Genomic DNA, 12,990 nt, shown 5'->3' on the forward strand with positions numbered 1-12,990 from the left:
CGGGGAGACCGTGCCGGTGCATGTGGGCCCGATGGGCCTGATGCTCGGTGACACCACGGTCGGCGCCGAGCGCCGGCCCGCGAACGTCACGCTGAACTGAGGCGGGACGGGGCGGACGCTCCCGGAAACCCTGCGCCCCGGCGGTCCGAACGGCCGCCGGGGCTTTTCTTTGCGCGCCCGCGCGAGGACAGTGCGGGACGATGTCCGACGTTCTCACCTACGCCATCGGCGACGTTCACGGCTGCTGCGAGCTTCTCGACGCCCTCCTGGCCAGGATCGAGGCGCACCGCGCCGGCCGGCCGCACCGGCTCGTCTTCCTCGGCGACTACATCGACCGCGGCCCCGACAGCGCGGGCGTGATCCGCACCGTGCGGCGGCTGCACTGGAACGACCCGGAGCGGGTCACCTGCCTGATCGGCAACCACGAGGCGATGCTGCTCGCCTGCCTGCAGACGCCGGGCGCCACGGAGCACTGGCTGCGCAACGGCGGCGGCGAGACGCTGAGCTCCTTCGGCCTCGACGCGATCGAGGATTTCCCCGGCGACGTGCTCGACTGGATCGAGACCCTGCCGAGCGTGCACGCGGACGCGCGGCGCTGGTACGTCCACGCCGGCTTCCGCCCCGGCTGCACCCCGCCCGACCCCGACGTCCAGAACCGGATCTGGATGCGCGAGCCGTTCCTCTCGGTGGATTTCGACTTCGGCCGGCACGTCGTGCACGGCCACACGCCCCTGACCTCCGGCAGCCCCGACGTGCTGCGCCACCGCACCAACCTCGACACGGCGGCCGTCTACGGCGGCGCGCTCACGGCGGGCGTCTTCACCGAGGCGCAGGGGCCGGCCGTGGAGTTCCTGAGCGTCCCGGCCCGGCGCTACGAGGCGTGAGGGTCCGCCGGGCCGCGGGTTCACGCGGACGGCCGCGCGCCGCTCAGGTCGCCTTCGGCACCACGGCGCGGGCCGGGTTGCCGACCACCGTGGCGCCCGGCGCCACGTCCCGGGTGACGACGCTGCCCGCGCCGATGATCGCGTCGTCGCCCACCGCGACGCCCGGCATGATCATGGCGCCGCCCCCGATCCAGACGTTGCGCCCGATCGTGATGGGGCGCCCGAACTCGAGGCCGGACCGGCGTATCTCGGGGTCGCGCGGGTGGTCCGCCGTCAGGATCTGCACGAGCGGACCGATCTGCGTGCCGTCGCCGATCCGAACGGGGACGACGTCGAGGATGACGCAGTTGAAGTTCAGGAAGACGCCCGCGCCGAGCGCGATGTTGAAGCCGTAGTCGCAGAAGAAGGGCGGCCGGATCACCGCGTCGGGCCCGACCTCGGCGAGGCGCTCGACGAGCAGCCCGCGCCGGTCGGCGGGCGCCAGACCGAGGGAGGCGTTGTAGCGCACGAGCCAGGCCTTGGTCGCGGCGAGGTCGGCCTGAATCTCGGGGTCGCCCGCGTGGTAGAGCTCGCCCGCGAGCATCTTCTCCTTCTCGGTCCGAATCATCCGCGCTCCTCGCCTCCCGCGGCCCGCATCCGGTGCGGGCACTGAGCAGTTTTCGCATACAAGCCGGCCGCCCTGAAGGGCGCTCACGCATCGATGATCCGCGGGCGCGACCGACGAAAAACAGCAATACGGCTCGAACGACATGCAGTGTTGGCGAATATCTCGTCGATATCGAAAGTATATTGTCCAGTCGTGACGACGTCGTGGAGCCGAGTGCGCTTGAGGGCAATTTTTGTTCTTACGCAGATCCGCGAACATCACGCGGGTCAAGCGGGTCTTCATCTCTGTCTGGCGTAATACGCACATCGCTCCGGACGGATGGGCGGAACGAGGTCGGAACGGCATGCGACATCTGCGCTCCCTTCTCCGCCTGTTCCGGGTCGCGCCGGACCGCCCGGACCTGCTGCACGTCCGGTCGGCGGCGCTGATCGCGGTGGCGGTCTCGGTGCCGGCGAGCCTGTTCGTCCTCGCGACCGGCAACGGCATCGTCCGGGCCATCGCGGTCGCGTTCCTGGTGCTCGCCGCCGCGACGGCCCACCTCGCCTTCACCTACGACCGGGTGTTCGCCTCGCTCGTTCAGCAGTCGAGCGAGGTGCGGCGGCTCGTCGACGACAACCTGCGCCTCGCCGGCCACGACCTCCTCACCGGCCTGCCCGACCGGCCGAGCTTCTTCGCCCACCTGGAAGCCGCGCTCGGCGCGCGGCTGCGGAACGGGCACGAGGTCGCCGTCGGCCTGATCGACCTCGACGGGTTCCGGCCGGTCAACGACACCTAAGGGCATACGGCCGGGGACGCGCTGCTGCGCGAAGTCGGGCGGCGGCTGCAGGCGTTCCGCAGCGGGACGGTCTTCGTGGCCCGCCTCGGCGACGACGAGTTCGGGTTCGTGGTCTCGGGTCCGGCCGGGAGCACGCCGGCCGCCGAGCTCGGCGCGGCCCTCAACGCGGGCATCGCGCGGCCGATCCGGCTCGCGAAGGGGACGGTCCAGCTCGGCGCCTCGATCGGGTTCGCGGCGGCCCTCCCGAGCGAGGCGGACCCGGACAGCCTCATCGAGCGGGCCGACAGCGCGCTCTGCCACGCCAAGGAGACCGCGCGCGGCACCACCGTCGTTTTCACGGCGGATTTCGACCAGGCCCTGAGGCGGCGCGACCTGGTCGAGCAGGCTCTGCGCCAGGCGGATCTCGGCGCCGAGCTCACCGTGCTCATGCAGCCGCTCGTCGACGTGGTCCGCAACCGGGTCGTCGCCTTCGAGGCGCTGGCCCGCTGGTACAGCCCGAATCTGGGCGCCGTCCCGCCCTCGGAGTTCATCGCCGTGGCGGAGGCCGCGGACCTGATGCAGCCGATCACCGAGGTCCTGCTGGCGAAGGCCCTGGCGCCGGTCCGGGACTGGCCCGAGGAGATCGGCCTCTCCTTCAACCTGTCGGCCCGCGACCTCGTCTCCCCGAATCTCGTCGGCCGCACGGCGCGCATCATCGCCGAGAGCGGGGTGGCGCCGTCGCGCGTCACCTTCGAGGTGACCGAGACGGCGCTGATCGGCGACTTCGGCCAGGCCAAGGCGAGCCTGGACGGCCTGAAGCTGGTCGGCTGCCGCATCGCGCTCGACGATTTCGGCACCGGCTTCTCCAGCCTCAGCTACGTGCACCGCCTGCCCCTCGACCGGCTCAAGATCGACCGCTCCTTCACGAGCGAGCTGGAGACGGTGCCGGTGTGCCGGGACATCGTCGGCACGGTGGTGCTGATGAGCCGCAACCTCGGCCTCGCCTGCGTGGCCGAAGGGGTGGAGAGCGCCGGGCAGGCCGCGGTTCTGCGCGCCCTCGGCTGCGAGACCATGCAGGGCTACCACTTCCACGCGCCGATGCGGATCGAACGCGTCCCCGCCTTCCTCGAACGCTTCGCGGCCGCCGCGTCGCTCCCCGAGACGCCCCGCGCCGCCTGATCGCGGCACCGGCGCGCCGATTGTCAGGGGATCGGCCGGTTCGCCCCGCCGCGGCGCTTGAGCGCGGGCGCCGCCTCCGCGAGACTGGCGCCGGGCGCGAGGCGGAGGCGCCCGCGCGAGGCGCCGATGCAGAACGACACCACCGAGACCGAACGCCGGACGGCCGGAATGCCGCCGCGCAGCCCCGGCGCCCCGTCGCCGGGACTGGGCGGGCGGAGCGAGGAGGGCCGGCTGGCCGACCTCGGCATCCGCTTCACGGCCTGGGCGGAGCGCTGGTTCCCGGACGCCTTCATCTTCGTCGCCATCGCGGTGGTGGTGGTGGCGCTCGGCGCGCTCGCCAACGGGGCCCCGGCCATGGCGGTCGCCAAGAGCTTCGGCGACGGCTTCTGGAGCCTCATCCCCTTCACCATGCAGATGGTCTTCGTCACGATCGGCGGCTACGTCGTGGCGACCTCCCCGCCGGTCCAGGCGCTGATCGACCGGCTCGCGCTCGTGCCGAAGACGGGGCGGGGCGCGGTCGGCTTCGTCGCCGCCGCCACGATGCTCTCCTCCTTCCTGAGCTGGGGGCTGAGCCTGATATTCGGCGGCCTGCTCGCCCGCGCGCTCGCCCGGCGCGCGGACCTGCACATGGACTACCGCGCCGCCGGCGCGGCGGCCTATCTCGGCCTCGGCGCCACCTGGGCGCTCGGGCTCTCCTCCTCGGCCGCGCAGCTCCAGGCCAACCCGGCCAGCCTGCCCAAGGCGCTCCTGGCCATCACGGGCGTGATCCCGTTCAGCGAGACGATCTTCCTGTGGCAGTCGATCCTCGTCGCGGTGATCCTGTTCGTGATCTCGGTGGCCATCGCCTACATCTCGGCACCGGGACCGGCAAATGCCATGACGGCGGAGCGCCTCGGCGTCGACGTCTCCAAGGAGGACGAGGATCTCGGGCGCCCGAAGCAGCCCGGCGAGTGGCTGGAGCACTCGCCGATCCTGACCGTGCTCCTCGTCGCCATCGCGGCGGGCTGGATCGTGCAGGAATTCGCGCGCCAGTCCTGGATCACCGCGATCTCGAACCTCAACACCTACAACCTGCTGTTCCTCACCCTCGGCCTGCTCCTGCACTGGCGCCCGAAGCGCTTCCTCGTGGCGGTGGCGCGCTCGGTGCCCGCCACCGCCGGCATCCTGATCCAGTACCCGCTCTACGCGGCGATCAGCGCCATGCTCACCGGGGCCAAGAACGGGGCCGGCGTCTCCACCTCGGACGTCATCTCGCACGCCTTCGTCAGCCTGAACACGACCGGCAGCTTCCCGCTCGCCATGGGCGTCTACTCGGCGGTGCTCGGCTTCTTCGTGCCCTCGGGCGGCGGCAAGTGGCTCCTCGAGGCGCCCTACGTGATGCAGGCGGCCAACGAGCTGAAGGTCCATCTCGGCTGGGCGGTGATGGTCTACAACGCGGCCGAGGCGCTGCCGAACCTGATCAACCCGTTCTGGATGCTGCCCCTTGTCGGGATCCTCGGCCTCAAGGCGCGCGACATCGTGGGCTTCAGCTTCCTGCAGCTCCTGATCCACCTGCCGGTGGTGCTGTTCCTGCTGTGGGCGCTCGCCTTCACCCTGACCTACCACCCGCCGGTGATGCCGGGCTGAGGGGAAAGCCCGCCCGAACCGCGGAGCGAGGCCGCCCGACCCGGGCGGCCTCGCTCCGGCCGCGGGGAACGCTCAACCTAAGATTTTACTCCTTACCCCAATACTTCCGACAATACAGATACGGAATTACCAGTCCAACGACCGGTCTTTTCTCAAGACGTCGGCACAGAAAACTGTGTTTCGGCCGTTTTTCACGGTTTCTTCTCAAATCGGCGCCACGATGCGCCCTCGACACCGCTCTGGGTGTCAGGCGGCATCGAGACCGACATGGCATTCGATCGGCACGAGGACGCACGCGCGACGGACGACCCGTCGCTGCGCGAGAAGCGGGAGCAGCTGCGCGAGGTCATGCGGATCGCGCCGATCATCTGCGCGGTCCACTGCATCAACGCGCTGATCCTGTCCCTCGCGTTCCTCGACACCGCGCCGGCACCGCTCGTCGGCGGGCCGCTGGCGCTCCTGCTCGCCGGGTTCGGGCTGCGGAGCCTTCTCCTCCTCAGGCAGTCGCGGCGGGAGATCCCTCTGAGCGCGGTCCCTCGCCGGATCATCGTCCTCAACGCGGTCACCGGCGCCTTCGTGCTGGCGCTCGCGTCCTGGAGCGCCGCGCTCGCCAGCTACGGGACGCCCGCGCAGGTTCTCGTCGCGGTGATCCACGATTGCGCCACCATCGCCATCTGCACCGTCAGCCTCCTGCACCTGCGCTCGGCCGCGCTCACGGCGCTCTCCGCCCTCGTGCCGGTCGGACTGGTCAAGATCGCGACCGGCGTCGCGCTGGTCCAGGCGGGCACGATGATCTGCGTGATCTCCGGCGGCGGCCTGCTCTACCTGACCGTCCTGTACTCCGCGAGGTTCCGGCAGCTCGTCCGGCAGCACGGCGACCTCAAGCGCCTGAACCGCGAGACGGAGCGCCTCGCGCGCGTCGACCTGCTGACGGGGCTGCCGAACCGGAGGAGCTTCTTCTCGGATCTCGACGCGATCGTCGCGGCCTCGTCGCCCGACGCCGAGATCCACCTCGCCGTGATCGACGTCGACGGGTTCAAGACGGTCAACGAGATGTACGGTCACGCGATCGGCGACGCGGCCCTCGCCGAGATCGCGATGCGGATCGGCGAGTTCTGCGGCGAGCGGCACCGGCTCGGACGCCTCGGTGGCGACGAGTTCGGCCTCGTCGTGGCCGGGGGCGAGAGCGCCGACGACGCGTTCGATCTCTGCTGCCGGATCGGCGAGGCGCTGCGGCAACCGCTGCACCTCGCGGAACGGACCGTCCGCGTCAGCGCCTCGATCGGCTTCGCGAGCGCCCGCGCGTCCAGCCGGGACGTCGTGCACCTGCACGAGCAGGTTCACTACGCCCTGCGCGAGGCCAAGCTCGACCGGCGGGCGGGCTGCATGCGCTTCTCGCCGGCCCAGGAGGCGCGCCTGCGGCGCGCGAACGCGGTGGCGCAGGCGCTCCGCAACGCCGACTTCCAGCGCGAGCTCAGGCTGGAGTTCCAACCCGTCATCGACGCGGACCGCAACGGCATCATCGCCTTCGAGGCCCTGGCGCGCTGGTACAGCCCCGAGATCGGGCGCGTGTCGCCGGTGGATTTCATCACGGCGGCGGAGAATGCCGGCCTGATCGGCCTGATGACCGACGTGCTGCTCGTCAAGGCGCTGGCCGGCGCCGCGCAGTGGCCCGAGCGCGTGCACCTCTACTTCAACCTCTCGGCGCACGACATCATGATGCCCGACTTCGCCGCCCGGGCCGCCGAGATCATCCGGGCGAGCGGCGTCTCCCCGGCGCGGATCGCCTTCGAGGTGACGGAGACGGCCATCATCCGCGACTTCGCGGCGGCCAAGGACACGCTCGACGCCCTCAAGGCGCTCGGCATCGCGGTGGCCCTCGACGATTTCGGGACCGGCTTCTCGAGCCTCAGCTACATCCACCGCCTGCCGATCGACAAGCTGAAGATCGACCGCTCCTTCACGAGCGAGATCCTGACGAACCCGGCCTGCCGGGACATCGTGCGCTCGGTCAGCGGCCTCTGCCGCAAGCTCGGCATCGACTGCGTGGCGGAGGGGGTGGAGACGCAGGCCCAGATGGTCCTGCTCGGCCGGCTCGGCTGCCGGAGCATGCAGGGCTACTTCTTCTCGCGGCCGCTCCCCGCCGAGGAGGCTGCCGCGCTCGCCTGCGCCCGAGGTGCCGCGGGCGACGCGGACGCGCGCGTCGTCTCGGCGGCCTGAGCCGGCCGCTCAGTCCCGCGCCGGGAGGAGCGGCGCGAGCGCGGCCAGGAGCCAGCCCAGCATCAGCAGGACGCCGCCGCTGGGGGCGGCCATCGGGAAAAGCGGCGTTCCGGACAGAGCCCGGAGGGCGAGGTCGCCGCAGAACAGGGCGAGGCCGAGGATCAGGGTCAGGGCGGCGAGCCGGGCGGGCAGGGCCCGCACGAGGCCCGTGCGGGCGAGCGCCGCGAGGCCGAGGAGCGCGGGCGCGTGGAACAGCAGGAACTGGGCGGCGACGCGCAGCGAATCGCCCTCCGTCGGGCGGTGGGCGGCCGCCGCGCTGGCGGCGACGCCGAGGAGGCCGGCGAGCCCGGCGAGGGCGACGACGGCGCGATCGACCGGTGCCCGCATCGCGCTCAGCCGCCGTGCTCGGCGACGAGGCGGGCGATGCTCGCGCGGAGCTCCGCGATGCCGCGCGCATCGCGGCTCGAGGTGAGCAGCACCTCGGGATAGGCGGCCGGGCGCCGCGCCAGGGCCGCCTCGACGCCCCGGATGCGGGCCGAGACCTCGGATTTCTTGAGCTCGTCGCCCTTCGTCAGGACGATCTGATAGCTCACCGCCGCCTTGTCGAGCCCGTCGAGCACGTCCGTGTCGATCGTCTTCAGGCCGTGGCGGCCGTCGATCAGCATGTAGACGCGGGCGAGGTTGGCCCGGCCCCGCAGGTAGGCGTGGATCAGCTCCGTCCAGGCGGCGACCTTGGCCTTCTCCACCGCCGCGAAGCCGTAGCCCGGCATGTCGACCAGGGTGAAGCGCCCGTTAATGTCGAAGAAGTTGAGTTGCTGCGTGCGCCCCGGCGTGTGCGAGGTGCGCGCCAGCGTGTTGCGCCCGGTCAGCGCGTTGACGAGGCTCGACTTGCCGACGTTCGAGCGGCCGGCGAAGGCGATTTCGACGCCCCGCATCGGCGGCAGGCTGCCCAGCGAGGGCGCGGCCGAGACGAAGTCGGCCGTGCCCGCGAACAGCAGGCGGCCGGTCTCGATGAGGGCCGGATCGATCTCGGTGTCGTCCATCGTTGTCCCGGGGGCCGCGGCCGGCGCCGCGGCCCGTTGCTCTCGCGCGGTCGGCGCGCTGCGTCGCAGCGCGTCCGGTCAGCTCTTGGCGGTCGCCTTCTCGGAGCCCGAGCGGCGGAACGTGCCCTTGAGGTTGTCCCAGAGCTCCACCTTCACCCCGTTGCGCCGCATGATCACGTATTGCTGGATCACCGAGAGCAGGTTGTTCCAAGCCCAGTAGATCACCAGACCCGCCGGGAACGAGCCCAGCATGAAGGTGAAGATGATCGGCATGAAGGTGAAGATCTGCGCCTGGACCGGGTCCGGCGGCGCGGGGTTCATCTTCATCTGCACGAACATCGTGATGCCCATGATGATGGGCCAGATGCCGAGGTGGATGAAGTCCGGCGGCGCGAAGGGCAGCAGGCCGAACAGGTTGACGATGCTCGTCGGGTCCGGCGCGGCGAGGTCCTGGATCCAGCCGAAGAACGGCGCGTGCCGCATCTCGATGGTGATGAACAGCACCTTGTAGAGCGCGAAGAAGACCGGGATCTGGATCAGCACCGGCCAGCAGCCGGCCACCGGGTTGATCTTCTCCTTCTTGTAGAGCTCCATCATCGCCTGCTGCTGCTTCACCTTGTCGTCCGCGTAGCGCGTGCGGATCGACAGCATCTCCGGCTGCACGGCCTTCATCTTGGCCATGGAGACGTAGGAGCGGTTGGCGATGGGCAGGAAGAAGATCTTCAGGATCAGCGTCACGACCAGGATCGAGACGCCGAAGTTGCCGAACAGGTGGAAGAAGAAGTCCAGCGCCCGGAACATCGGCTTGGTGATGAAGTGGAACCAGCCCCAGTCGATCATCAGGTCGAACTGCTTGATGCCGAGGTCGCGCTCGTAGGCGTTGATGGTGTTGACCTCCTTGGCGCCCGCGAACAGGCGCTGGGTCGAGGCCGCGGTGGCGCCCGGCTCGACGCTGCGCCCGTCGGCGCGCACGCTCGCCTGGTAGACCTTGGTGGCCCCCTCCGAGCGCTCCGTGAAGGCGCCCGTGTAGGCGGTGGCCTGGTCGGGGATCGCGGCGGCCGCCCAGTACTTGTCGGTGATGCCGACGAAGCCGCCGGTCACGTTCGCCCAGGCCTTGCCCTTGGTGGTCGGGCCGCCGTAGGCGGGCTCCTTGGCGAGATGGTCGTAGGTGTATTCTTGGAGGCCGTCGCCGCCGAGCACGCCGATCAGGCCCTCGTGCAGCACGTAGTAGCCCTGGGTGTGCGGCTTACCCCAGCGCGAGACGAGGCTGTAGGGGTAGAGCGTCAGCGCGTTCGCGCCCTTGTTCTCGACCTCGTCGCGGACCGTGAACATGAACTTGTCGTCGACCGCGATGACGCGGCGGAAGATCAGCCCGGCACCGTTGTCGAAGCTCAGCGTCACCGGGTTGCCGGGGGAGAGCGCCTCGCGGTCGGCCGTCCAGAGCGTGTCGTTGTTGGGCAGCGGGCCCGCGTTCTGGCCGACCCAGCCGAACTCGGCGTAGTAGGGCGTGTCGGTGCCGGCGGGCGAGAACAGGACGATGCGCGGGCTCTTGTCGTCCACGGTCTCGTGGTAGTTCTTGAGCGAGATGTCGTCGATCCGGCCGCCCTTGAGGGCGATCGAGCCGGCGAGCGCCGGGGTCTCGATGCGGACGCGCGGCGAGCGGGCGAGCGCCGCCTCGCGGGCGATCGGCGCGCCCTGGTTCGGCAGGGTGCCGGGGGCGGGGGCGGCCGGGCCGCCCTCCTTCGGGCTCGGCGAGGGCACGCCGTCCGGCGTCACGCCGGGGCTCTGCTGCGCGGCCTGGTTCTGCGCCGTGGCCTGGCGCTGCTGCTCCACGCGGGGCGCCGCCACGAAGTAGTTCCAGCCGAGCAGGACCACGAGCGACAGCGCGATCGCCACGATCATGTTGGTCTTGTCATTGCCCATCGCTGGATCCGTCGCACGCGTGTGTCTGGGAGGAGGGGAGGCGGGCAGCGTCCGCCTCCGTCGCCGCCGGCCGGGCCCCGGGCCGCGGTTCGTCTCGGCGGGTAGGTGTGGGCTGGCCGCCCCGGGCGCCAGGGGCGCGCCCCTGCGGCCGCTCGGGCTTCGGGCCGCGCGGGCGCGTCACCGCGGAGAGCGCGCGGCGCAGGTCGTCCTTCAGGGTCTCGAAGGGGGCGCTGAGCGCCGGGCGGCGCGCGATCAGGACGATGTCGGCGGCGATCACCGGTGCATCCTCGGCCACGGCATCGACGGCCTCCCGCAGGCGCCGCCGGATGCGGTTGCGCTCGGTGGCGTGGCCGACCCGCTTCGTGATCGTGAAGCCGAGATGCAGTCCCGTGGCGGGCACACCGTCGCGCAGCTCACCCGGTTCGCGGATCCGGCCCTGGGCCGTCATCCGCTCGGTATGGAAGCGGCGGCCATCCGCCGCCGCCAGGAAATCGGCCCGTCGCCGCAGCCGTTCGATCGTCGCCACCGGCGCGGAGCCCGCGAGGGGCGAGCCGTCGGCGCGCCGCGGGGCGCGCCGGTCCGGCTCAGGCCGAGAGGCGCTTGCGGCCGTGGGCGCGGCGGGCCGCGATCACCTTGCGGCCGCCGGCGGTGGCCATGCGGGCGCGGAAGCCGTGGCGGCGCTTGCGCACGAGCTTGCTCGGTTGGTAGGTTCTCTTCATGGCTCAAGGCCTCCAAAGGTCGAGGCGCGATCGCGGGCGGCAGGTTCCGCGCCGGACCTTCGCGTCCTGAAAATTGTCTGCAAGCGCGAAGGGCGCCCGAACGGGGCGCCACGTCGCGACGTGGCGGCTTATGGCGGAAGGGGGGCCCTGAGTCAACGTTCGCCGGAGGCGCGGACGCCCTTCCGTCGACCCTCAGTGGCCCTCGAACTCCATCAGCGTGCGCACCGGGACGCCGAGGTCGCGCAGGCGCTGCGCGCCGCCGATCTCGGGCAGGTCGATGACGAAGCAGGCGGCCACCACCTCGGCGCCGGCCTGGCGCAGCAGGCTCACCGCCGCCATGGCGGTGCCGCCGGTGGCGATGAGGTCGTCGACGAGCACCACGCGGTCGCCCGGCCGGATGGCGTCGACGTGGATCTCGATCTCGTCGGTGCCGTATTCCAGCGCGTAGGCGATCGAGACCGTCTTGTGCGGGAGCTTGCCCTTCTTGCGGATCGGCACGAAGCCCGAGGAGAGCTGGTGGGCCACCGCGCCCCCGAGGATGAAGCCCCGCGCCTCGATGCCCGCCACCTGGTCGATTCGCCCGCCCGCATAAGGGTGCACCAGGGCGTCGACGGCGCGGCGGAAGGCGCGCGGGTCGCTGAGCAGGGTGGTGATGTCGCGGAAGATGATGCCGGGCTTCGGGTAATCGGGAATCGAGCGGATCGAGTCCTTCAGGGCGACGTGGCGGCGGGCGTCCATGCTTGCTGGCTCTCCGGGAGGTCGGCAGGGCGGGTTTTGGCAGAAGCCGCGCCCGCTGACCAGCTTGGACCCCAGCGGGACGCCCCTCGCGCCGTCAGCCCTTCATCTCGTCCGGGCCGTGCTTCTGCGGCCGGTGCCCCTCCTGGCCGGGGTTGTTGTGCTTGTTGTGGTCCCGGCTCTCCTGCTGGGAGGTCGAGCGCGGCGCCCGCTCCGGGCTGTTGCGGATATGGGCGCCGCCGCCGGCGGGCACGTTCGGCCCCTCCTTGTGCTCGATGATCCGGATCTGCTGGTCGTGGGTCTTGTCGCCGGCCATGGACACCTCCGTCTCGGATCGCGTGTCCTGGGCCAACCCGGCGGCCGGAGGGGGTGTTCCGGCCGTCTCGGGCTCAGCGCGTGCTCAGGCGCTGCATTTGCGCAGGATGCCGACCAGCTCGCGGTGCAGCACCTCGTTGCCCGCGGCCACCGAGCGCGCCGCGAGGGGCTCGCTGGCATTGTCGGCCGACGTCACGAACCCGCCCGCCTCGCGCACCAGGATGACGCCGGCCGCCATGTCGTAGGTCTGGAGGTCGCGCTCCCAGTAGAGATCGAGCCGGCCGCAGGCGACGTAGGCGAGGTCGAGCGCGGCCGAGCCGAGGCGCCGCGTGCCGCCGGTCACCGCCATCACGGCGGCCACCTCGCGCAGGAGGCGGGGGTGGTTGCCGCGGCCGAGATAGGGTGTGCCGTAGGCCGCGAGCGCGTCGGCGAGGTCGGTGCGGCCGGAGACGCGCAGGCGCCGGTTGTTCAGGTAGGCGCCCTTGCCGCGCTCGGCCACGAACAGCTCGTCCTTGATCGGGTCGTAGATGACGCCGGCCACGATCTGGCCGTCGCGCTCGAGCCCCACCGAGATCGCGAAATGCGGGATGCCGTGGAGGAAGTTCGTGGTGCCGTCGAGCGGGTCGACGTGCCAGGTGTGGGACTTGTCCTGCCCCTCGATGACGCCGTTCTCCTCCAGCACCATCCCGTAGCCCGGCCGCGCCCGCATCAGCGCGTCGCGCAGGGTCTCCTCGGCCTTGCGGTCGGCCGCCGAGACGAAGTTGCCGGGTCCCTTGCGGGAGACCTGCAGGTTCTCGACCTCGCCGAAGTCGCGCTTGAGGCCGCGCGCGGCCTTGCGCACGGCATCGACCATCACGGTCATCAGGGGGGAGGAGATCATCGCTGTCCGAGAGTTCGCCGGGGCTTCTGCTGGCGCGGGGTTTAGCGCAAACGGCGAAAAGATCGACCCCGACGCGCGGCGGGGCCGCCATGCGGCGGGCCGGCG

The 12,990-nt window shown here is 71.3% G+C and carries 12 protein-coding genes and 1 pseudogene; 4 read left to right on the top strand and 9 right to left on the bottom strand.

The features are described 5' to 3' along the window. Positions 1-200: 200 nt before the first annotated feature. Positions 201-884, top strand: coding sequence for a metallophosphoesterase family protein (locus MOX02_RS21795; protein WP_147027902.1), 684 nt, complete (start codon positions 201-203; stop codon positions 882-884). 43 nt (positions 885-927) lie between these two features. Here MOX02_RS21795 and MOX02_RS21800 read toward each other — a convergent pair whose 3' ends face one another. Further along, entirely contained in the window at positions 928-1,491 is a 564-nt protein-coding gene (locus tag MOX02_RS21800; RefSeq protein WP_147027903.1) for a sugar O-acetyltransferase, read from the bottom strand. 343 nt (positions 1,492-1,834) lie between these two features. On the opposite strand from MOX02_RS21800, the pseudogene MOX02_RS33155 reads away from it, so the two are divergent. The 3 genes and pseudogenes from MOX02_RS33155 to MOX02_RS21820 all read left to right on the top strand — a co-directional run bounded on the left by MOX02_RS33155 (position 1,835) and on the right by MOX02_RS21820 (position 7,270). Next, a pseudogene (locus tag MOX02_RS33155) lies at positions 1,835-3,424 on the top strand (putative bifunctional diguanylate cyclase/phosphodiesterase). A gap of 168 nt (positions 3,425-3,592) precedes the next feature. After that, positions 3,593-5,050 carry a short-chain fatty acid transporter gene (locus MOX02_RS21815; protein ID WP_147027914.1) on the top strand — a complete coding sequence of 486 codons (1,458 nt, stop codon included), beginning with the start codon at positions 3,593-3,595 and terminating at the stop codon, positions 5,048-5,050. Between the two features lie 267 nt (positions 5,051-5,317). Continuing rightward, the gene (locus tag MOX02_RS21820) at positions 5,318-7,270 is read left to right on the top strand and encodes a putative bifunctional diguanylate cyclase/phosphodiesterase (protein ID WP_147027906.1); all 1,953 of its coding nucleotides are present in this window, start codon (positions 5,318-5,320) and stop codon (positions 7,268-7,270) included. Positions 7,271-7,279: 9 nt separating this feature from the next. On the opposite strand, the gene MOX02_RS21825 is transcribed toward MOX02_RS21820, so the two are convergent. The 8 genes from MOX02_RS21825 to MOX02_RS21860 all read right to left on the bottom strand — a co-directional run bounded on the left by MOX02_RS21825 (position 7,280) and on the right by MOX02_RS21860 (position 12,885). After that, a complete protein-coding gene (locus MOX02_RS21825; protein ID WP_147027907.1) occupies positions 7,280-7,657 on the bottom strand; it encodes a DUF423 domain-containing protein in 378 nt (125 codons plus the stop codon). Between the two features lie 5 nt (positions 7,658-7,662). Next, positions 7,663-8,313 (bottom strand): ribosome biogenesis GTP-binding protein YihA/YsxC, encoded by a 651-nt coding sequence (gene yihA / locus MOX02_RS21830; RefSeq protein ID WP_147027908.1) that lies wholly within the window; start codon positions 8,311-8,313, stop codon positions 7,663-7,665. Positions 8,314-8,391: 78 nt separating this feature from the next. After that, entirely contained in the window at positions 8,392-10,236 is a 1,845-nt protein-coding gene (yidC, locus tag MOX02_RS21835; RefSeq protein WP_147027909.1) for a membrane protein insertase YidC, read from the bottom strand. Continuing rightward, the gene (gene rnpA / locus MOX02_RS21840) at positions 10,226-10,762 is read right to left on the bottom strand and encodes a ribonuclease P protein component (RefSeq protein WP_147027910.1); all 537 of its coding nucleotides are present in this window, start codon (positions 10,760-10,762) and stop codon (positions 10,226-10,228) included. Before rnpA ends, yidC begins: the two co-directional genes overlap by 11 nt. A 58-nt stretch (positions 10,763-10,820) precedes the next feature. Further along, positions 10,821-10,955: a 50S ribosomal protein L34 gene (gene rpmH / locus MOX02_RS21845; RefSeq protein ID WP_012253788.1), complete on the bottom strand. Its 135-nt coding sequence runs from the start codon at positions 10,953-10,955 to the stop codon at positions 10,821-10,823. A gap of 192 nt (positions 10,956-11,147) precedes the next feature. Continuing rightward, positions 11,148-11,693 carry an adenine phosphoribosyltransferase gene (locus tag MOX02_RS21850; protein WP_147027911.1) on the bottom strand — a complete coding sequence of 182 codons (546 nt, stop codon included), beginning with the start codon at positions 11,691-11,693 and terminating at the stop codon, positions 11,148-11,150. A 94-nt stretch (positions 11,694-11,787) separates the two neighbouring features. Further along, a complete protein-coding gene (locus MOX02_RS21855; RefSeq protein ID WP_147027912.1) occupies positions 11,788-12,006 on the bottom strand; it encodes a hypothetical protein in 219 nt (72 codons plus the stop codon). Positions 12,007-12,090: 84 nt separating this feature from the next. Further along, positions 12,091-12,885, bottom strand: a complete 795-nt coding sequence (locus MOX02_RS21860) for an inositol monophosphatase family protein (protein ID WP_147027913.1) — start codon at positions 12,883-12,885, stop codon at positions 12,091-12,093. Between the last annotated feature and the right edge of the window lie 105 nt (positions 12,886-12,990).

Origin of the sequence: Methylobacterium oxalidis (assembly GCF_007992195.1) — a bacterium.
Classification (GTDB): domain Bacteria; phylum Pseudomonadota; class Alphaproteobacteria; order Rhizobiales; family Beijerinckiaceae; genus Methylobacterium; species Methylobacterium oxalidis.

Coding starts and splice junctions, on each gene's coding strand:
- MOX02_RS21795 (WP_147027902.1), top strand. CDS start 201: ATGTCCGACGTTCTCACCTACGCCATCGGCGACGTTCACGGCTGCTGC.
- MOX02_RS21800 (WP_147027903.1), bottom strand. CDS start 1,491: ATGATTCGGACCGAGAAGGAGAAGATGCTCGCGGGCGAGCTCTACCAC.
- MOX02_RS21815 (WP_147027914.1), top strand. CDS start 3,593: ATGCCGCCGCGCAGCCCCGGCGCCCCGTCGCCGGGACTGGGCGGGCGG.
- MOX02_RS21820 (WP_147027906.1), top strand. CDS start 5,318: ATGGCATTCGATCGGCACGAGGACGCACGCGCGACGGACGACCCGTCG.
- MOX02_RS21825 (WP_147027907.1), bottom strand. CDS start 7,657: ATGCGGGCACCGGTCGATCGCGCCGTCGTCGCCCTCGCCGGGCTCGCC.
- yihA (WP_147027908.1), bottom strand. CDS start 8,313: ATGGACGACACCGAGATCGATCCGGCCCTCATCGAGACCGGCCGCCTG.
- yidC (WP_147027909.1), bottom strand. CDS start 10,236: ATGGGCAATGACAAGACCAACATGATCGTGGCGATCGCGCTGTCGCTC.
- rpmH (WP_012253788.1), bottom strand. CDS start 10,955: ATGAAGAGAACCTACCAACCGAGCAAGCTCGTGCGCAAGCGCCGCCAC.
- MOX02_RS21850 (WP_147027911.1), bottom strand. CDS start 11,693: ATGGACGCCCGCCGCCACGTCGCCCTGAAGGACTCGATCCGCTCGATT.
- MOX02_RS21855 (WP_147027912.1), bottom strand. CDS start 12,006: ATGGCCGGCGACAAGACCCACGACCAGCAGATCCGGATCATCGAGCAC.
- MOX02_RS21860 (WP_147027913.1), bottom strand. CDS start 12,885: ATGATCTCCTCCCCCCTGATGACCGTGATGGTCGATGCCGTGCGCAAG.